General features: G+C 44.6%; 19 protein-coding genes and 1 riboswitch. Of the genes, 13 read left to right on the top strand and 6 right to left on the bottom strand.

What is annotated here, in order from left to right:
- Positions 1–67 precede the first annotated feature (67 nt).
- The 4 genes from uvrB (at position 68) to GWR56_RS02590 (ending at position 5,292) form a co-directional block, all read left to right on the top strand.
- Entirely contained in the window at positions 68–2,095 is a 2,028-nt protein-coding gene (gene uvrB / locus GWR56_RS02605; RefSeq protein ID WP_162429612.1) for an excinuclease ABC subunit UvrB, read from the top strand.
- Between the two features lie 79 nt (positions 2,096–2,174).
- On the top strand, positions 2,175–2,432 hold the full coding sequence (locus tag GWR56_RS02600; RefSeq protein WP_162429611.1) for a DUF4834 family protein: 258 nt from the start codon (positions 2,175–2,177) through the stop codon (positions 2,430–2,432).
- Positions 2,433–2,434: 2 nt separating this feature from the next.
- Positions 2,435–2,731: a hypothetical protein gene (locus GWR56_RS02595; RefSeq protein WP_162429610.1), complete on the top strand. Its 297-nt coding sequence runs from the start codon at positions 2,435–2,437 to the stop codon at positions 2,729–2,731.
- Positions 2,732–2,817: 86 nt separating this feature from the next.
- The gene (locus tag GWR56_RS02590) at positions 2,818–5,292 is read left to right on the top strand and encodes a YfhO family protein (RefSeq protein ID WP_162429609.1); all 2,475 of its coding nucleotides are present in this window, start codon (positions 2,818–2,820) and stop codon (positions 5,290–5,292) included.
- Positions 5,293–5,477: 185 nt separating this feature from the next.
- Here the strand turns inward: GWR56_RS02590 and GWR56_RS02585 are convergent, their stop codons facing one another.
- Positions 5,478–6,227 carry a glycosyltransferase family 2 protein gene (locus GWR56_RS02585; RefSeq protein WP_162429608.1) on the bottom strand — a complete coding sequence of 250 codons (750 nt, stop codon included), beginning with the start codon at positions 6,225–6,227 and terminating at the stop codon, positions 5,478–5,480.
- The gene (locus GWR56_RS02580) at positions 6,224–7,501 is read right to left on the bottom strand and encodes a glycosyltransferase family 4 protein (RefSeq protein ID WP_162429607.1); all 1,278 of its coding nucleotides are present in this window, start codon (positions 7,499–7,501) and stop codon (positions 6,224–6,226) included. The genes GWR56_RS02585 and GWR56_RS02580 overlap by 4 nt, the downstream gene beginning before the upstream one ends.
- 113 nt (positions 7,502–7,614) lie before the next feature.
- On the opposite strand from GWR56_RS02580, the gene GWR56_RS02575 reads away from it, so the two are divergent.
- Together GWR56_RS02575 and GWR56_RS02570 are read left to right on the top strand one after the other, a co-directional pair.
- Positions 7,615–8,133 carry a serine acetyltransferase gene (locus tag GWR56_RS02575; protein WP_162429606.1) on the top strand — a complete coding sequence of 173 codons (519 nt, stop codon included), beginning with the start codon at positions 7,615–7,617 and terminating at the stop codon, positions 8,131–8,133.
- A gap of 7 nt (positions 8,134–8,140) precedes the next feature.
- Positions 8,141–8,887, top strand: coding sequence for a bifunctional 2-polyprenyl-6-hydroxyphenol methylase/3-demethylubiquinol 3-O-methyltransferase UbiG (locus GWR56_RS02570; protein WP_162429605.1), 747 nt, complete (start codon positions 8,141–8,143; stop codon positions 8,885–8,887).
- Positions 8,888–8,939: 52 nt separating this feature from the next.
- On the opposite strand, the gene GWR56_RS02565 is transcribed toward GWR56_RS02570, so the two are convergent.
- Together GWR56_RS02565 and GWR56_RS02560 are read right to left on the bottom strand one after the other, a co-directional pair.
- A complete protein-coding gene (locus GWR56_RS02565; RefSeq protein WP_162429604.1) occupies positions 8,940–10,004 on the bottom strand; it encodes a branched-chain amino acid aminotransferase in 1,065 nt (354 codons plus the stop codon).
- Positions 10,005–10,078: 74 nt separating this feature from the next.
- Positions 10,079–11,032: a tryptophan 2,3-dioxygenase family protein gene (locus tag GWR56_RS02560; RefSeq protein WP_162429603.1), complete on the bottom strand. Its 954-nt coding sequence runs from the start codon at positions 11,030–11,032 to the stop codon at positions 10,079–10,081.
- 113 nt (positions 11,033–11,145) lie between these two features.
- Positions 11,146–11,210: riboswitch (Fluoride riboswitch) on the top strand.
- 28 nt (positions 11,211–11,238) lie between these two features.
- Here GWR56_RS02560 and GWR56_RS02555 point away from each other — a divergent pair.
- Both GWR56_RS02555 and GWR56_RS02550 read left to right on the top strand, forming a co-directional pair.
- The gene (locus GWR56_RS02555; protein WP_162429602.1) at positions 11,239–12,582 is read left to right on the top strand and encodes a voltage-gated chloride channel family protein; all 1,344 of its coding nucleotides are present in this window, start codon (positions 11,239–11,241) and stop codon (positions 12,580–12,582) included.
- 69 nt (positions 12,583–12,651) lie between these two features.
- Positions 12,652–13,128, top strand: coding sequence for a universal stress protein (locus GWR56_RS02550; RefSeq protein WP_162429601.1), 477 nt, complete (start codon positions 12,652–12,654; stop codon positions 13,126–13,128).
- Between the two features lie 83 nt (positions 13,129–13,211).
- Here the strand turns inward: GWR56_RS02550 and GWR56_RS02545 are convergent, their stop codons facing one another.
- Both GWR56_RS02545 and GWR56_RS02540 read right to left on the bottom strand, forming a co-directional pair.
- A complete protein-coding gene (locus GWR56_RS02545) occupies positions 13,212–14,501 on the bottom strand; it encodes an HAD-IB family phosphatase (RefSeq protein ID WP_162429600.1) in 1,290 nt (429 codons plus the stop codon).
- A 262-nt stretch (positions 14,502–14,763) separates the two neighbouring features.
- Positions 14,764–15,396 carry a hypothetical protein gene (locus tag GWR56_RS02540; protein WP_162429599.1) on the bottom strand — a complete coding sequence of 211 codons (633 nt, stop codon included), beginning with the start codon at positions 15,394–15,396 and terminating at the stop codon, positions 14,764–14,766.
- Positions 15,397–15,617: 221 nt separating this feature from the next.
- On the opposite strand from GWR56_RS02540, the gene GWR56_RS02535 reads away from it, so the two are divergent.
- The 5 genes from GWR56_RS02535 (at position 15,618) to GWR56_RS02515 (ending at position 19,992) form a co-directional block, all read left to right on the top strand.
- On the top strand, positions 15,618–16,298 hold the full coding sequence (locus tag GWR56_RS02535; RefSeq protein ID WP_162429598.1) for a hypothetical protein: 681 nt from the start codon (positions 15,618–15,620) through the stop codon (positions 16,296–16,298).
- Positions 16,299–16,458: 160 nt separating this feature from the next.
- Positions 16,459–16,920: a PA2169 family four-helix-bundle protein gene (locus GWR56_RS02530; protein WP_162429597.1), complete on the top strand. Its 462-nt coding sequence runs from the start codon at positions 16,459–16,461 to the stop codon at positions 16,918–16,920.
- Between the two features lie 157 nt (positions 16,921–17,077).
- A complete protein-coding gene (locus GWR56_RS02525; protein ID WP_162429596.1) occupies positions 17,078–17,812 on the top strand; it encodes an acyl-CoA desaturase in 735 nt (244 codons plus the stop codon).
- Positions 17,813–17,969: 157 nt separating this feature from the next.
- Complete coding sequence (locus GWR56_RS02520; RefSeq protein WP_162429595.1) at positions 17,970–19,226, top strand: pyridoxal phosphate-dependent aminotransferase; 1,257 nt, start codon at positions 17,970–17,972, stop codon at positions 19,224–19,226.
- 55 nt (positions 19,227–19,281) lie between these two features.
- Entirely contained in the window at positions 19,282–19,992 is a 711-nt protein-coding gene (locus tag GWR56_RS02515) for an SAM-dependent methyltransferase (RefSeq protein ID WP_162429594.1), read from the top strand.
- Positions 19,993–19,994 lie beyond the last annotated feature (2 nt).

Genomic DNA, 19,994 nt, shown 5'->3' with positions numbered 1-19,994 from the left:
TAAAACGCTTAGCAAACCTGACAGCCTAATCACAAATCTCTGCCCACTAATCACTATTTTTGTAATAATGGATTTTAAAATAACTTCTCAATACGTACCTACCGGCGACCAGCCAAGCGCCATTAAACAACTGGTTGAGGGGGTAAACAACGGCGACCCGTTTCAAACCCTTTTAGGGGTAACCGGTTCGGGCAAAACGTTTACCATTGCCAACGTAATTGAGCAAACGCAAAAGCCTACGCTGATCCTCAGCCATAACAAAACACTGGCGGCACAGCTTTACGGCGAGTTTAAGCAGTTTTTCCCTGAAAACGCGGTGAACTATTTTGTATCTTATTATGATTACTACCAACCCGAGGCATTTATCCCCTCGTCAAACACCTATATCGAAAAGGACCTCCAGATAAACGAGGAGATAGAAAAGTTGCGTTTGCGCACCACATCGGCGCTCATGAGCGGCCGCAGGGATGTGATTGTAGTGTCGTCCATATCCTGCATTTACGGTATGGGTAATCCCGAAGATTTTGCCAATTCGGTATTTAAATTCGCGGTGGGTACACGTATCAGTCGTAACGCATTTTTGCACCGCCTGGTGGAGATATTATACGCCCGCACCACCGCCGATTTTAAACGCGGTACGTTTCGGGTTAAGGGCGATACCGTTGATATCTTCCCTGCGTATATGGACTATGCTTACCGGATCAGCTTTTTTGGTGATGATATCGAGGAACTGAGCACATTTGACATCACCACCGGGAAAACCATCGAAAAGATGACTCACATGGTAGTTTACCCCGCCAACCTATACGTTGCCCCGCGCGAGCGCTTTCAGCAATCGGTTTGGGCCATACAGGAAGAACTGGAAACCCGTAAAAAGCAGTTTATTGATGATGGCCGCTTTATTGAAGCCAAGCGCCTGGAAGAAAGGGTTAACTACGACCTGGAGATGATACGCGAGTTGGGGTATTGCAGCGGTATAGAAAACTATTCGCGTTTTTTTGACGGCCGGGCACCGGGTATGCGCCCCTTTTGCCTGCTGGATTATTTTCCTGATGATTACCTGATGGTAATTGATGAGAGCCACGTAACTGTACCACAAATAAGGGCTATGTATGGCGGCGACAGGTCGAGGAAGATATCGCTGGTTGATTATGGTTTCCGCTTGCCTGCGGCGATGGATAACAGGCCGCTAAACTTTCAGGAATTTGAGCGCCTTGCCCCGCAAACTATTTATGTAAGCGCTACCCCGGCCGATTTTGAACTGGAAAAATCAGGAGGTGTGGTGGTTGAGCAGGTAATACGCCCAACCGGCTTGCTCGACCCTGTTATTGATGTTCGCCCGGTGATAAACCAGGTAGATGATTTGCTTGACGAGGTAGACAAAACCATAAAGATGGGCGACCGCGTATTGGTTACTACCCTTACCAAGCGCATGGCCGAAGAACTGGCTAAGTACATGGACAGGCTGGGCATAAAATGCCGGTACATTCACTCGGAAGTGAAAACTTTACAGCGTGTAGAGATACTTCGCGGTTTGCGCCTGGGCGAATTTGATGTATTAATTGGTATCAACTTATTGCGCGAAGGGTTAGACCTGCCCGAGGTATCGTTAGTGGCAATTTTAGATGCAGATAAAGAGGGTTTCCTGCGTTCGGAGCGCTCGCTGATACAAACCATTGGCCGCGCCGCCCGTAATGACAGGGGTAGGGTTATTATGTATGCCGATTCCATAACAGACTCGATGCAGATAACGATCGACGAAACCAACCGCCGGCGCGAGTTACAGATAAAATACAACCAGGAACACGGCATTATACCCAAAACGGTTGGTAAATCAAAAGAGGAAATAATGGAGCAAACATCCGTTGTAGACTTTAAAGGCGGTGTACAGCAAGCCTATGTTGAAACGGATACCCTGACCCTTGCCGCCGACCCGATAGTACAGTACATGACCAAAGCCGACCTGAAAAAGTCTATCGAAAACACGCGAAAGGACATGGTTGCTGCCGCAAAAAATATGGACTTTTTACTGGCCGCCAAACTGCGCGACGAAATGTTCGCGCTGGAAAAAACGATGGAAGAGAAGTTTTCGTAAATGTGCATAGCTCCACATTATATCTATCCATTCAATTTTTCCGTTATATATTTATATTTGTAAGCTTAAATAAAACCAGATGGGTTTAATACGTTTTTTAATAATTGCCATTTGTTCGCTATATATCATACGCAGCCTGGTGCGTATATTTTTGCCTATGCTGTTTAACAGCGTAATAAATAAAGCACAAGAGCAGGCGCGTCAGCAACAGCAGGATTACTATCAGCAACAGCAACCAAAGGCAGATGGCCGTGTACGGGTTGATTATAAACCCGATGCAAAAAGTTCCGTTCCGGATTCTGAGGGAGAATTTGTAGATTACGAAGAAATAAAATAAACATGTTACCCGAGGGGCTTTATAAACGCAGGCGCAACCATAATAACACACCGCCATCGGTGCTGTTAATACTTACCAATTGTATTGTGTTGGCGGTTTTAATTCAGCTATATACCGGCTGCAGTACCATTAATAGTTTTTTCTGGGTGGTAGTGGCCGGTCTTGCGCTTTACAACGTCTATAACATCCGCCGCAACCGCGAAGAATATAATAAGCTTAATATCATAGTTTACATCATTAGCATATTGTTAATGATATTCCTGTTCTATTATTTCAGCGCCCAGCCCCATAAGTGCTAAGTAAATATCTTATAAAAACTTATCGTTTCTAATCTCATCCAATTTTCTATTTTTGAAAATTAATTATTATCCCTAAAAGAGTTTAAATGAACAACTGGATCAAGCGGAATAGTGAGCATCTTATTGTCGCTGCAATATTTTTGGTACTAACATTTGCCTATTTCTTTAACCCTATAATGCAGGGCAAGATATTGTACCAGGGCGATGTTTTGCAGGCACAGGCCATGCAAAAAGAGATAATGGATGTGAAGGAAGCCACCGGACACGCCCCCTTGTGGACAAACCAGATGTTTGGCGGTATGCCAAGCTACCAGATATGGGCTAAGTATGGTAAAAACCTTACTACCTACGTTATCGACGTCTTAAAAACGGTTTTCCCTAATCCGGTTGATACTATATTGCTGTACCTGTTTGGGGCTTACCTGTTATTTTGCACGTTAAAGTTAAACCGTTGGCTGGCAGCAGCAGGTGCGGTAGCTTTTGCTTTTTCATCCTATAACTTTATTTATATAGATGCCGGGCATGCCAACCAGGCTTACGCCATAGCATTCTTTGCGCCTATAGTAGCCGGTATCATTATGACGCTCAGAGGCCAGTATATCACCGGAGGGGCGTTAACCGCGTTCTTTTTAGCGATGGAAATAAGGTCAAACCACGTGCAAATGACCTTTTACCTGCTACTGGCAATCATTATACTGGTTTGTATCGAGCTTTACCACGCCATAAAGGCAAAACAAACCCAGCCTTTCTTTAAGTCGGTTGCATATTTGTTTGCCGCTACTATATTGGCAGTAATTGTAAATGCCGGGTCATTGTGGACAACCTTTGAATATAGCCACTACACCATACGCGGTAAACCAAACTTAAAAAGCGAAAAAGGTGCCACAAGTTCGGGCCTTGATAAAGAGTATGCTTACAACTGGAGCCAGGGCGTAGCCGAGTGTTTTACGTTTTTTATACCAAACGCTTATGGTGGCGGCAGTGCTACGCCTGCTGCTGAAAATTCAGAAACTGTAAAACTGCTTACCGGTAAAAATGTAGATCCTGCTCAGGCGGAGCAATTTGTTGGTCAGCGTATGTATTGGGGTAATAAACCGGGTACATCGGGCCCCTGGTATTTTGGTGCCATTGTGTTTTTCTTATTTGTTTTGGGCTTAATAATAGTTAAGCACAGGATAAAATGGTGGCTGCTTTCGGCGGTGCTGTTAAGCGTATTCCTTTCGTTTGGCAAAAATTTGCCTTTCCTGTCAGACATCTTCTTTAACTATTTCCCGCTATATAATAAGTTCAGGGCCGTAGAGTCAATTTTAGTCATCGCTTCGTTGTGCTTCCCTATATTGGGCTTTTTGGCGCTTAACGAAGTGTTTGTAAACCGCGACAAACCATACATCTTTAAAAAGGTTAAGCTGGCGTTTTACATAACAGGCGGTTTAACTTTACTGATGATAGCGTTACCGGGCTTGTTCCTCAGCTTTAAAACTGCCGATCATCAAACCTTTATTTCTGGGCTTACCCAGGCGTTTCAGGGTAACGCTACCATGGCCAATCAGGTGGCTAACGCCCTGGTTCAGGATCGCCAGGCTTTAGAACGTGCCGATGCCATACGCACCCTGATATTTATAGCGCTGGCCTTTGGCTTGCTTTATATCGTTATCAAACAAAAAATAAGCACAACCTTTGCCGCCCTTGCTTTTATGGGTATTATACTGGTTGATATGTGGAGCGTGGATAAACGCTACTTAAAAGACGATAACTTTATTCCGAAAGAAGAATTAGGACGGGCCTATACACCACGCGAAGTAGATGAATTTATTATGCGCGATAAGGACCCTGATTTTAGGGTGATTGATCTGAGCCTGCAAGATCCTTTCCACGATTCGCGCTCATCATACTTTTATAAAACAGTAGGTGGTTTCCACTCGGCCAGGTTAAGGCGTTTTGACGAACTGGTGGAAAATCAGTTCACCAAAAGCATAAACGAGGATGTACTGGACATGCTGAATACCAAATACATTATCACCGCCGACCCGAAAACAGGTATGGCAAGCATGCATGCTAATGCTACCGCATGCGGCCATGCATGGTTTGTAAAAAGCGTTAAGTATGTAAAGGATGCCGACGAGGAAATGCTGGCCATCAGCAGCTTTAACCCAAAGGAAGAAGCTATGATAGACCAGAAATACAAAAGCACGGTTGAAGCAAAACCGATAAGTATCGACCCTAATGCTACCATTACCTTAACCAGTTACACCCCCGAGCATCTAACATACCAAACAGGTTCAACTGCCAACCAGGTTGCAATATTTTCAGAGATCTATTATGATAAGGGCTGGAAAATGCTGATAGATGGTGTTGAGCAGCCATACTATCGCGCCAATTATTTGCTGCGTGCCGCAACAATTCCGTTGGGGAACCATAAGGTTGAATTTATTTTCCACCCTACCTCATACTACGCCGGAGAAAACATTTCGTTAGCCGGTTCAATTATCCTGGTACTGGCCTTGGCCGGCGCGGTGTATGTCGAACGTAAAAAGAAACAACCCGAAGCTAAAAAAGCATAAGGTTCATTCGATATTATTTGAAGAGCGATGGGTTAATACCCATCGCTCTTTTTGTTTGTACCTATTTTAATACCCTGTCATTGCGAGGAGGAACGACGAAGCAACCTCGTCGAATGCTAAGCGTCATGCACTGACTACGAGATTGCCGCGTCGCTATCGCTCCTCTCAATGACATAGGAGTGAAGTCAATCGTTCGTCCTTCTGTTTATCAACCAATACCACCCCAAATTAAAGGCGATAACCGCATGATTAAATAATGTGGGGATCAACCCGTAATGGCGTTTCATAATATCAAATCGTTCCAGCAAGCTTTGTTTGTGTTTAGCTTTTGACATGCCGCCCACTAAATATTTAGCCACATAGCCGTCAACCCTAACGATCTTCGAAGCTTTTTTAGCCGCGCGTATAATCCAGTCGATATCAGCACTGAGCTTGTACCTGGGGTCGTAAGACTCAACCAGCGAACGTTTGATGTAAATACCCTGGTGGCTTACACTCATGCCATATTTAAAACTGCGCCAGGTAAATTTTGGGGGGACATTGTGGCGGCGGCGGCCAAGGCTTTCGCGGGCATCGTTCACCATTTCGGTTTCGCCGTAATAAATGTCCGCATCGGGCGCGGTAGCAAATACCTTGGCCACGGTATCGGATGCGTAAAATTCATCGCCCGAGTTCATGAATATCACATAATCGCCCGTTGCCAGGGCAAGGCCTTTGTTCATGGCGTCGTAGATGCCTTTATCCTTTTCGCTGACGAGGGTGGCAATCCGGTTTTCGTGGCGTTTAACAATGTCCAGTGTGCCATCAGTTGATGCGCCGTCGATCACGATATATTCAATACCGCTATAAGTTTGGTTTAATACCGAAAGCATGGTGCGCTCAATATCACGCGCATTATTATAAACTATCGTGATGACGGATAATACTGGCTTCATACGCTTACGCGGTTTAAAACTGACCGATACAGGTCAATATATTGCCCGGCTACCTTTTCATTATTAAACATCTGCTCTACTTTATTACGGGCAATAGCGGCATATTTATTATGGTTTTCTACATTTAACACGTTATTTATACCCTCGGCAAGGTCCGCCGACGATTTAAACTCCGCCAGGTACCCGTTCACCTTATGGTCTATTAGATCGGGGATGCCGCCGGTATTAAAGGCCGCTACAGGTGTACCACAACTCATAGCTTCCATGATCATATTCGGCAGGTTATCTTCTACTGACGGCGATACAAAAACATCGGCCATACTGTATATTTCGGCCAGATCAGCCGGGGATGTTATCGTATTTAACTGGTGCACCGGGAAAGGCAGCACACTGGTATCAAAATGCTTGTTCTTACCAAATATTACTATTTCCATTGGCGTGTCGCCTGCGTACTTGTCCTTTAAAATTTGCAGGGCTTCTACCAGGTAAATTATGCCTTTACGCCTGTCGTTGATATTGGCAGCGCCAAACAAAATTACTTTAGCCGATGGGTCAACTCGCCATTTCGCGCGCACCGCGGCTTTATTCTTTGGCGAAAACAGCATCGTATCAATAGGGTTTGGTATAGCTTGAATGCTGAAGGTTTGTAACAGCGTACTTTGTTTGGCTACCCCCGCCAGCCAGTTGCTGCAAGTTACAACCGACAGGTTTTTTGCGAAGCTAAGCATATCTTTTTTGCGCAGCCAGCCATCATGCGATAGGTCATCATCTTCCGGGTCGCGTAAAAAATAGCAATTGCCGCACTGGTTTTTAAAGTGATTACATGGCCCCGAATAATGACAACCGCCGGTAAATACCCACATATCGTGCAGTGTCCAAACAATTGGCTTATTAAGGGCAATGAGCTTTTTTATATCCGCGATAGACAGGAACCCCGAGTTGGTCCAGTGCAGGTGGATGATATCCGCCTGTTGTATCACATCAAGTTTACTAATATCTGTGCCTGCGTTCGCTGTCGAAAATGCAAACCGTACCGACGGGTCGCGTTCGCGAAAAAGCATAAATGGTATACGTTCCCTGAAAAAATTTATTTTCGACCTCAGCCTGCCAAACATGACCTGCTCAACGCTGTGAACCGCGGGATCATTGCGTTTTTTATGCTCAACAACCATAGTTACATCTACAGCCTGCAATTGCAGGGCCTTTAACAGGCGCATACAAGCTTCAGCGGCACCGCCGCCGGCATCAGATGTATTTATGAGGGCAACCTTCATTCAGCAGATTTGATTTATCGGGGCAAGTATAATGATACTAAAATTAAAAATTTTACTTTTGAATACTTCATTTGCATCAATAAATGGGGTTTAACAGCAAACGCGCACCAGGCATGAACTTTTTCGCTTATTTATTCCAGGATTGGAACGCCAACCGGGGCAATATAAAAGGGCGATTGGTGTTGTTTTTATTCCGTTCCGTACAAGTTGTGAACCGCCATATACTGTTAAAAATACTTTTTTACTGGCACCTGGTGCTTTACCGCTTGTTTGTAGAATGGCATTTGGGTATTGAACTGCCCCGAAAGCTTACAGCCGGCAAAGGCCTTATAATTTATCACGGGCAGGCTTTAGTGGTTAACCAGGGCGTAATCATCGGCGATAACTGCGTACTGCGCAACAGCGTTACCATTGGCCACAAAAAGCTGGCCGACGGCACTTTTACCGCTTGTCCGCGTTTAGGCAACAACGTAGATGTAGGGGCAAACGTTTGTATCATTGGCGATGTAACAATAGGCAACAACGTAATAATTGGCGCAGGGGCTGTAGTGATAAAAGATATACCCGATAACAGCATAGCGGTAGGCAACCCGGCACGCATATTAGAACAGAAAACCGAAGCCCATATTTAATATTTTAATGGAGAATAATTTAACCGACCGTTCCTTCTGGAAATCGTTTTGGGAATCGCGTAGAGGGCTGATATTTAAGTTGAAGCCTAATTATGTTTTTGGAGATATACTGGCAAAAATAATTGCCGAAAAAGGTGTGAAGAATGCTATTGAACTGGGTGGCTTCCCGGGATATTATTCTATCTACCTAAAAAAGTATCAGCACCTTAAAACTACCTTGTTGGATTATTTTATTCACCCCGGGTTGGTTAATAAACTGCTTGCAGCCAATGATTTGCAGCCGGGAGATATAAATATTGTAGAAGCCGACCTGTTTACTTATCAGCCCGCCGAAAAATTTGATATGGTACTTTCCTTTGGTTTAATAGAGCATTTTAACGATACAAAATTCATCATTAACGAGCACCTTAAGTTTCTGAAGCCCGGCGGCACATTATTTATCACTTTGCCAAATTTTAAGAGCGTTAACGGCTGGGTACAAAAGAATTTTGATAAGGACAATTACGACAAGCACAACATCAACAGTATGGACCTCAACCTGCTGCGCGATAGTTGTAAGGCGTTGGGCTTAAAGGATATAGAAACGTACTACCACGGCAAATTTACCGTATGGCTGGAAAATAAATCGGAACAAAAGGCACTATCAAAAGCCATTGTAAAGGCTATTTGGGTAGCCGGAAAGGTATTTACCAAGCTTATCCCTGTTGATACCAAAGCCCTGTCGCCATATATTGTGGTGAAGGCGACGATGTAAAACAAAAAAACCCTACATTTTTGCAGGGTTTTTTAATAAAATTCTGTAGAAATTATACAATATAATTCCATCCGTGGGTGTCTTCGGCGCGGCCGTATTTAATGGCATCAAGCGTGGCCAGCACCTTTTGCGAGAACTCGCGGGTAGCCGGGTCGCTCAGGAAGTATTCTTCGCCGTCAACGCTGATAGAACCAACAGGAGCTATGGTAGCGGCAGTACCGGCGCCAAAAGCATCAGTTAGTTTGCCGTTTTTAGCACCTTCAATTAATTCGGCAACAGAAACCTTGCGCTCCTCAACCGGGATACCCCAGTCTTTGGCTAAGGCTATCACCGTATCGCGGGTTACACCGTCAAGTATGGTATCTTTTGCTTCGGCGGTTACCAGTTTTCCATCTAAAAGGAACATAGCGTTAGCTGCGCCCATTTCCTCAACATATTTATGCTCTTTGGCATCTGTCCATATTAACTGATCGAAACCTTCTTGTGCAGCTTTACGGGCAGGCAGCATAGCCGAACCATAATTGCCGGCTGCCTTTGCAAAGCCCATACCACCTTCGGCGGCGCGGGTGTAATGCGTTTCAATTTTTACCCTCAGGGTTTTGGAAAAATACGGGCCGGTTGGGCCAATTATAACGATAAACTTATAGGTAGCCGATGGATTTACCCCCAGGAATGGATCAGTAGCGAACATAAACGGACGGATATACAAAGCGTGATCCGCCTTTGCCGGGATCCATTCGCGGTCAAGATCAACCAAAGCAGCTATACTTTGTACAAACACATCTTCGGGCAGGGTAGGCATGCACAGGCGCTCTGCCGATTTGTTAAAACGGATCGCGTTCTTATCGGGCCTGAAGATAGAAACCGTGCCATCGGCATGTTTATAGGCTTTAATGCCTTCAAAAAACGATTGGCCATAATGCAGCGCAGATATTGCCGGGCTCATCAAAATAGGGCCGTAGGGCAGTATTTCAAAGTTCTTCCACTCTCCGTCAGTATAGTCGGCCACAAACATGTGGTCGCTAAAAACCTTGCCAAAGGGCAGGTTGCTAAAATCCGTTTCGGCCAGGCGCGAATGTGCGGTCTTGGTTATTTTTATGTCCAATGTTTCGGTCATGGTAGTATAGATATAATTCAGAAAATGGCAAGGTAGCAAATTTTAGGCCTAACTGCCAATTTATTAGCTAAGTATTACAGTTCGCTAACAACCTTTTCAACCCAGGCCCTGCCCCAGTTTTCCAGTTGGTCCACGTTCCACAACGAAGGGTAAAAAATACGGCGCTGAAAGCGCGGAGGCAGGTACTTTTGCCAGTTGGTGCCGCCCGTGGCCTTTATATCTTCAGGGTCGCGGTTTAAGTAACGCACAGCCGATTTATAATGGCACAACGGCCAGTTCACGTTTACATTTACATCCAGCTGCCTTAGCTCGTCTTCTAAGGCGTTTGTACTTTCACCTTTATATTTTAACTGCTGCAGCAGCGCGTTAAAGTTAGTATCTGCAACATTTTTAGCAAGTTCGATAAACGTTTTGGCGTATTTATGTTCGAACTGCTTTAGGGTAAGCGTTTTTTTACCTGTTGATAGTTCGGTGGCGCCGTATTTCCAGTATATCTGCTCAAATTGCTCTTCGACGGGGGCGCTGCGTAGGGCTTCGCGGTGGTCGGGGGCTATCAGGTTAATAAAATCGGTAGCGTAAATCTCGATCATGCGGTACTGCCCGCTCTGAAAACCGCTAGCGGGCAATAAACTCATCCGGAATTGCAAAAACTGCTCTTTGTCCATACCATCCACCATGATCTCGAACGAGTTGGTAAGTGCTTCAAAGTAACGGTTAATGCGTTTTAAACGGGTTGTAAAAAACTGTGCGGTGAGGTTTTCGGCCCCTGACAACTGTTTACATTCGTGCAGTACAAGCTTAAAATATAGCTCGGTTATCTGGTGGTACATGATGAATATCTCTTCATCGGGAAACTGCGTTTTAGGGCTTTGCAGGCTCAAAAGCGTATCCAGGTGAATATAATCCCAATAGGTTAAAAAATCGGCATGCAGCAAGCCGTCAAGGTACGACGTCATGTCTTGCCCCATGGCGTTGTATTTTTCCTGCAGCAGGGTAAGCCGTTGTTCAATTTCGGGTGAGATACTCATAAGGCAAAGATACGAGATTTTAAATTTCAGATGTACGATTTTAGATTAGCTGCCTTCCCGTTAATAATTCGAAATTGACATCCGAAATCCAAAATAATCAATATATTTGTTTGATACAACAAGGCAATGGTGTTCTGCCTATTTGAACCGCTGCAAAGCTGATGACGCCTACTCAAATGGATTTTTTATTTATTTGCATGTAGGTTATGTTCAAAAATATCTTTTCAAAACAATTCGCGCTGTTAAAATACCTTATCCGCTGGACGCTGATCAGCATACCCGTAGCCGTCGCTGTTGGCAGCGTGGTAGCACTTTTTCTGTGGCTGCTTACGGCGGCTATCCATTTCAGGTTTGGGCATACCTGGCTGCTATATCTTTTGCCTGTGGCAGGTGTGGCTATCCACCTGCTGTATAAATTATACGGCCAAAGCGCCGAGCGCGGCAACAATCTTATCATCGATGAAATTCACCAGCCCGGCGCGGGGGTGCCCAAACGCATGGCGCCGCTGATATTGGTTACTACGGTCATCACACATTTATTTGGTGGCTCGGCCGGCCGCGAAGGCACGGCCGTGCAAATTGGCGGTAGCCTGGCCAACTTGTTTGGCAGCTGGCTTAAGCTAAACGCAGGTGATAAAAAGCTGATACTTACCGCGGGGGTGGCGGCCGGCTTTGGCGCTGTTTTTGGCACACCCTTAACCGGTACTGTCTTCGCGCTGGAGGTTATTGCCATCGGCCGTATTCAGTATAATGCGTTACTGCCCTGTCTTATTGCCGGCCTGGCCGGCGATCTTACGGTATCAGCGTGGGGTGTGCACCATACTTTATATCATGTAGATATAGTTAACATCAGCCAGGAACTATACGGCCGCCATTTAACAGTTAGCTTGTGGCTGCTTGCCAAAGTAGTAGTAGCCTCGGCTTTATTCGGGTTGGCAAGCTATGCTTTTGCTAAAGCGGTACACGTTGTAAAAAGCCTTGGGCTAAAGTGGATAAAGCTAACCTGGCTTATCCCGGTTATCGGCGGCCTAATGATCATTGGTTTAACGCTAGCTATAGGCAAGCCGGATTATTTAAGCCTTGGCGTTGATGCGGAATACCCGGGGGCTGTAACCGTTGTATCGGCATTTGAACACGGCGGGGCCCATGCCTTAAGCTGGTTATGGAAACTAATATATACCGCCATTACCTTAGGCACCGGTTTTAAAGGAGGCGAGGTAACACCGCTGTTTTATATCGGTGCAACCCTGGGCAATACACTGGCAGAAATAATGAACGCCCCGGTAGGTCTTTTTGCCGCCCTGGGCTTTATAGCGGTATTTGCCGGGGCAACTAACACGCCCCTGGCCTGCACCTTAATGGGAATAGAATTGTTTGGCGGCCACTATGCATTGTTTTTTGCAGTGGCATGTTTTACCGCGTACTTTTTTAGCGGCGAAAAGGGCATATATTCCGCTCAGCGGACAGAAATACCTAAGGTGCCGGGTGATAACCCAAGCCCCGGTGCGGGGAGATATCTGAAACGCATGTTTTCGAAGTATAAGGTATAGCAACAAGTATTATTAGCTGAAAACATATTTGCAGATGATTGTTTAATAAGTAAACCAAGCACTTATAACATGAAAATTAGCAAGATACTTATTGGTATTGATGACAGCAAGTTTGCAGAGTATGCGGCATCATACGGCTTTGACATTGCACAAACCTTTAATGCTCATGTAGGGCTGGTGCACATTGTAGAACCGGCAATTATTCCTGAAAGCAATACCGATACGGTTTTGGGCATGCCGTTGCAAACGCCTGATTATAATGAAATGAATATTCTGGATATACAGAAAGACCAGGCAGAAAGTGTTATTGAACGAACTATAAAAAAATATGCCAGGGGTTTGCAGGTCACCCACTTTAACGAATACGGATCGACCGCCGACGGTATTTTAAGCTGCAGTAAAGAGTTTAATGCCGACCTGATTGTGATAGGCACACACAATCGCACCGGGATAGACAGGCTGCTGATGGGTAGCGTTGCCGAAAGCGTGGTAAGAAACTCGCATGTGCCGGTACTTGTGGTACCATTGGCAGGCGAGGGGGAATAAGTCGATGGTCTATGGTCGATAGTTCATAGTCGTCAATGGTCAATAACCTTGCTATGGTCAATGGTCTATCGACCATCGACTACCTAATACAGCAGCCTGAATTTTATAGTTTGCTCAATGGCTTTCAACTCGTTTAGTACATGGGTATCATAGCCGGCGTCAACATCGGTAATTACATACCCAATTTGCGGGTTGGTAACCAAAAATTCGCCAACAATATTAATGTTATGGTTGGCAAAAACTTCGTTTATCTGCGCCAGTATACCCGGTACGTTTTTGTGAATGTGTATTAGGCGGTGGGCGTTGTTAATACGCGGCGGCTGTAAATCGGGGAAGTTACAGCTCATGTGAGTTTTTCCTTCGTTCATAAAAGCAATTACGCGGCGTGGTATAAAATCGGCATTACGTGGGTTTGCTTTAGGGTCGTCAAAAATAATGATCCCTTTTCCGCACGCGGCCTCGGCCAGTTTGCGGTTAACACGGCCAAAACATCCAATCACTTTTAAACGGCCCGCATTCGCAAGCTGTTCGGGTTTAGGCAAGCCGGCCTCGTCGCAAAATAAAACCCCGGCCTCTTCCAAATACTTTTCTTCAATGCTGTCGCGGTGTCGCAGGTTGTAGCCCTCACGTTTCATTTGTGATAATGCTTCTTCATTTACCTGCCCCACTATCAAACATTTTATCCGGTTTTTTGGGTATGATATTGCCCTTGGCAGTTTATTGATGTATAAAAACTCATCAAAGCTCGGTGTAATATGGTCGGCCTTTTCTGCTACAGATTTGCGTTCGATGTTTTCAGTAAAGGCAAAGAATTTCTTGATCATGCCCGATTCTTTCAACTGGAAATCGGAATAACCGTCGCCAATGCCGAATATCTCGCCGGGCAGGTTCAGCTCTTTTAAAAGCTTAACCTTACCGCCCTCTTGCGATAAAGGGTTCTCACGATCGTAACCTACAATGTTCCCTTCGTCATCAAATACAAAGGTATTAGCGTAAATATTTTCCTTTTTTATATGATATTCGGTAACTACGGGGATAATAAATTCTTTAAAGCCACCGGATACGATCAGCACTTCATCCTGGTGATTTTTAAAGAACACCGTATTGCGCGAAAATGAGCGCGATACTTTTTTCTTTAAATGGGTTATCAGCATTTTTAGATGGTCGCGGTTAGCACAAAGCAGCTGAACGCGGCGTTCCAGACTTTCTGTGAATGACAAGCGACCTTCCATCGAAGCGTTTGTGAGGTCTTCTATTTTCTTATAGATGGCTTCCCTGTCGGGATGATTTTTTAAAGATATGCGGGCTAACTCGTCTAACGCCTCCACCTGTGTAAAGGTGCTGTCGAAATCTATTATAAAATACTGATCCATTTGGGGTATGAGATGCTGAATTGCAAATGTGCAAATTTTTTGCGTATGTGCCGAAATGGATGTGTAATATGAACACTTTTGATATCAGTGAAACGTCGAACATCGAATGTTGAATAATGGATGAGAACTTCGGGATTGATATTCAAGATTCATTGTTCACATTAATCCTTTTTATCTTCTTAGGATAATAGCAGGCCTATAACAAAAAAGAGGGGCCGCACCCCCCGTGCAGCACCCTCTTTAAAACTAAATAAAAGAAACTTTATTTGGTTGTATTGGCAGCCATTGCTAATTTATTAGTAGCAATAAGGTTGTTTATCATTTTTGAATTGAAAGAGATTTCCTGTTTTAATGCACCTATACTGCTTTTGATGTACATTAATGATTTTAAGCCTTTAATGCCTTTCATCAGGCCGGCGCTTTTGATCTCGCCCGGCAGCGTGATCAGGTCTTTTGAAGATTTAAGCAGGCTTGAACCCATTGATAGACACAATTTCGAGAAATTCATTAACTGATCGGGCGATAATGGCTTAACCTCGGTTGTAGGCAGGCCGTCGATGGTTTGTCCGGTTACGCTGGCATACATTTGTGGTATAAGTTGCCTGTTTTCTTTTAATTGAGTCAACATTGTTGTAACCATACCGGCCAGCGCATCTACACCAGCAATGCCAGCATCTTTTGGGGCTTTTAGCGCGTCAGCTTTAGCCAGCACTTTTTGAAACTCCTCTGACTTTAGCATTGCCACCAGTTCGGCGCGCTGCGCTTTCAATTCATCAATAGTTAAAGCCTTGGTTTCTTTAACCTCTCCGGGGTTTTCAGTTACGGCTTCGTCTTGCGCTTTTGCAGCAAAGCAAAGTGTCAATGCAAATACAGCGCTTAGTAATAACTTCTTCATAATATTTAGTGTTTAGTTTATGAATGTAAAGTTCAGGCAATCAGTATTTTGCGACAATCCCCGCGTATCGGTATATTTATATACGTGATAATACGTATATCATAATTGAAAGGTGTAACATCTAATACGTGTAGAGCGGTTGATTGGCGATGGTTAAACCTTTGCACAACGCCCGTATTTGTTTATATTTATGGCAAATTGTTACCCTTAAATTAAACTGTTTGAAAAAATATTTACTCGTCCTGTTCCCTGCCATTTTGTTACTGGTCAGTTCATGTAAAAAAGACCCGATCGATTTTACGGGCTATGAGGCCAATGGCAATTCTGAAACCGATAAGTTTGCTAATAGCTATATGCCTACCTCAAAGGGCACCAGCTGGACCTATGTAAGCGATCCGGGTAATGGCGTTAAAACCAACTCGGAAATCCATATGACAGGCGTAATAACTCCGTTAGACGGCGTTAACTACTTTGAGGTAAAAAGCACCACTACTGGCCGTGCCGAAGAAACCGCTTATTACTATGTTGACGACCACAATTACAAAATTAAAGGGGCAACGATAGAGAGCGGCACTGTTGTAGAGTTCCATTACCTGGATGCCAGTTTGCCTGCGGATGGCGAATGGACCGCCAAAATGAGCCCGAACGGATATATTAATGGCGTGCCGGCGCGTACTAAAGGGAAGATCATAGAAAAAGATGTGACCAAAGTGGTACTTGGCAAAACCTATAAAAACGTTGTGCATACGCAAATTATCATTCAGTACGATCTGGGCGCTGGATTTGAAGATTTTGGAACTTATGATTATTATTTGGCCAAAGGTGTTGGCCTGGTAGAAACGGATACAAACTTTTTCGGTTTGGTAGCTACATCAAAGTTGTTAAGCTACAGTATTAAATAAATTCCTGTAATGTAAGCAAAAGGCCTTTGATATTTTCAAAGGCCTTTTGTTATTTACAGATACTTGCCTTTGATACAAGCTGTTTTGTAATTTTTTTAATTTTAGATTAAACATGGCATGGTGGTTGCACTGTAGTAGTAAATAAATAATAGAAACTACTATGGAAACTACCACAGAAAAATCAATTGAAGTTTTAAACGACCTGATAGAAATTAATAACGACCGCATAGACGGGTTTGACCGCGCTGCTAAGGAATTAGACGCGAGCGACAGCGACCTGAAAGGAATTTTTGAGCAGTTTGCAAGTGATAGCCGCCGCAATGTACAAGAACTAAGCGCTGCAGTAGGCCAGGCTGGGGGCGAGGTTGAAACCGGTAACAGTGCAACCGGAACCATACACCGCGCATGGCTTGATGTTAAAGCGACATTTAGCGGCCACGACCGTAAAAGTATACTGGAAGAATGTGAACGCGGCGAGGATGCTATTAAAAAAGCGTACCGCGATGCCTTATCACCTGATAACGGCCTTTCATTACAACACAGCCAGATAGTTGCACAACAGCAGCAATTGATAAACCAGGGACACGATACCATCAAAGCCCTTAGAGACAGCCAGGTTTAAGCCCGGATAAATTCATTTTTTTAAAGCCGTTTAGCGAAAGCTGGGCGGCTTTTTAATGTTTATGACATTACTTAACCTTAATAATGGAACTAAATAGCCTTTAAAATCGTATATTTGTAATCATTATAAATAGTAAATCTACGTTAATTAAATTTTTGTGATCATATTAATTTTCTTCCTTGGGCACTGGTTTTTATCATTGTTCTTCCAAACTTTTTTTCTGCACCGGTACGCTTCACACAAAATGTTTACCACCAATAAATTTTTTGAGCGCACCTTTCATGTCATGACCTTCCTTTTTCAGGGATCATCGTACTTAAACCCGCGTGCCTATGCTATTATGCATCGCGAACACCATGCTTACAGCGATACCGAAAAGGATCCGCACTCGCCGCATTTTTTTAAAGATGTTTTCCAAATGATGTATTACACTGCTGTAAGCTACCGTAAACACGAAAAGAAACTTAAAGAGCCCGAGGAACGCTTTAAAGGGAACTATCCGGAGTGGAAGTTTTTAGATTATATTGGCTCGTCCATCGTATCGCGCATAATATTCGGTTTGTTTTATATCGCTTTTTATGTAGTGTTTGCTACACAGTGGTGGATGTACCTGCTGATACCTATTCACTTTATCATGGGTCCTTTACACGGCGCTATTGTAAACTGGTGCGGCCACAAGTATGGTTATTCAAATTTTGATAATAACGATAAATCAAAAAATACAACCCCGTTTGACTTTCTGATGCTTGGCGAGTTGTTCCAGAACAACCACCACAAGCGGCCTAACAGCGCCAATTTCGGCGCCAGGTGGTTCGAGATTGATCCGGTTTACCCTATCATGAAACTGATGCACTGGGCCCGCATCATCAGGCTGAGGAAAGCCTATTTATAAAAGTAAAAAGCTTAAAGCAGAAAGCGAAAAACATATCCCTTTTGATATTGCTTTTCGCTTTTTTAATAAAGCAGTTTTTGCTTTGGCCTTTCTGCTTTCCGCTCTGTTGCCCTTTCCCCCTAATAACGCTATCTTTGCCGTTCGTAAAATTCTATCGATGAAAGTATCAGTATTAGCACAAAATTTACACGGCTCGGAGATCATTAAAATAGCCGGCGAAATAAACGAACTAAAAAAACAGGGGCAAAACATTGCCAACCTAACCATTGGCGATTTTGATGCTGATATTTATCCCATACCAACCGAACTTAAAGATGGTATTGTAGACGCGTATAACCGCAACCAAACTAACTATCCACCTGCCGATGGCATGCTCAGCCTGCGCGAAAGCGTTTCGGCTTTCCTGAAAAACCGGATGGGTTTGGAATATGCCGCTAACCAGATACTGATTTCAGGCGGCTCGCGCCCGCTTATATATTCTACCTACCTGGCATTGGTTGATCCGGGCGATAAGGTAGTTTTCCCTACGCCCTCATGGAACAATAATCATTACTGCGATTTAACAGGTGCCGAGGCTGTTTTGGTAGAAACCCGTGCCGAAAATAATTTTATGCCAACGGCCGCCGAAATTGCGCCGCATTTAAAAGGCGCTACCCTGCTGGCATTATGCTCGCCGCTAAACCCAACGGGTACCATGTTTGGTAAAAAGGACCTGGAAGAGATATGCGACCTGGTGATAGCCGAAAATAAAAGCCGCGGCGCGGATGAAAAACCTTTGTATTTATTATACGATCAGATCTATTCGCAGCTTACCTTTGGCGCATACAAACATTATGACCCGGTAACCCTGCGCCCCGAACTAAAGGATTACACGGTATTTATTGACGGTGGATCCAAATGTTTTGCGGCTACCGGCGTACGTGTGGGCTGGGGTTTTGGCCCGGCAGAAATAATAACCAACATGAAAGCCATTGTGGGCCACATGGGGGCATGGTCGCCTAAGGCCGAGCAGGTGGCCATGGCCGAATACCTGAAGAACGACGGCTATGTTAATGCATACCTTGGTAAGCTAAAAGATAATATCCAAGCCAGCTTAAGCACCCTGCACGAGGGCTTTCAGGCGCTAAAAGCAGAAGGTTTTAATGTAGATTCGATTGAGCCGATGGGTGCCATTTACCTAACCGTTAGGGTTGATTATACCGGTAAAACCACGCCCGATGGCAAAGTGCTGGCAAACAGCGCCGATGTGAATTTTTACCTGATCAAAGAAGCAGGCGTAGCGTTTGTGCCATTCTCAGCATTTGGTACCGGCGAAGAAATTACCTGGTTCAGGGCATCGGTAGGGGCAAGTACCCTGGCCGAAATACAGCAAATGATACCGCGTATCCGCGAAGCGCTGGCGAAATTGAAATAGATAAAAAAGTAGAGACGCGAAACTTCGCGTCTCTTTTTGCATTTATAATATACATATGGCCTACGGAACCCTCTTTTTGATACCTGTACCGCTTGCAGACGAAGCCGCGGCCCAATCTTTTACGCCTTACCTGGTAGATACCATTAATAGTGTAAAAGAATATATTGTAGAGAATGAGAAAACCGCCCGGCGTTTTTTAAAGCTGGCCGGGTTAAAAACCCCGCAAAGCGAGCTGGTTATCCACGACTACGGTAAGCATAACCGCGATGCCGGGCTAAAGGAGTTTTTTAAGGGGCTGGTTGCCGGAAATGATGTCGGCCTCATGAGCGAAGCAGGCTGTCCCGGTATAGCTGACCCCGGCGCGGATATTGTTGCCGAAGCTCACCGTAAAGGTATAAAGGTGGTGCCGCTGGTGGGGCCAAGCTCTATTTTACTGGCGCTGATGGCATCGGGGTTTAACGGGCAAAGCTTCACCTTTCATGGTTACCTGCCTATAGATAAAATGGAGCGCAGCAAACGCATTAAGGAACTGGAAAGCCTGGCCGAAAAGAACAAGCAAACTCAACTATTTATAGAGACGCCTTTTCGTAACGATAGCATGCTGCAGGAAGTGTTGAAAAGCTGTAAGCCAAACACAAGGCTTTGTATTGCCTGCGATATTACCGCCCCAACAGAATTCATCAAAACCATGCCTATTGCTGAATGGCAAAAGCAGGTGCCTGATCTGCGCAAGCGGCCAGCCATATTTTTATTATTCCATGCGTAAAT

It is taken from the genome of Mucilaginibacter sp. 14171R-50, from assembly GCF_010093045.1.
In the GTDB taxonomy this organism is placed as follows: domain Bacteria; phylum Bacteroidota; class Bacteroidia; order Sphingobacteriales; family Sphingobacteriaceae; genus Mucilaginibacter.
Note: the sequence above shows the minus strand (reverse complement) of the source record. Positions and strands in the feature narration are given on the sequence as shown.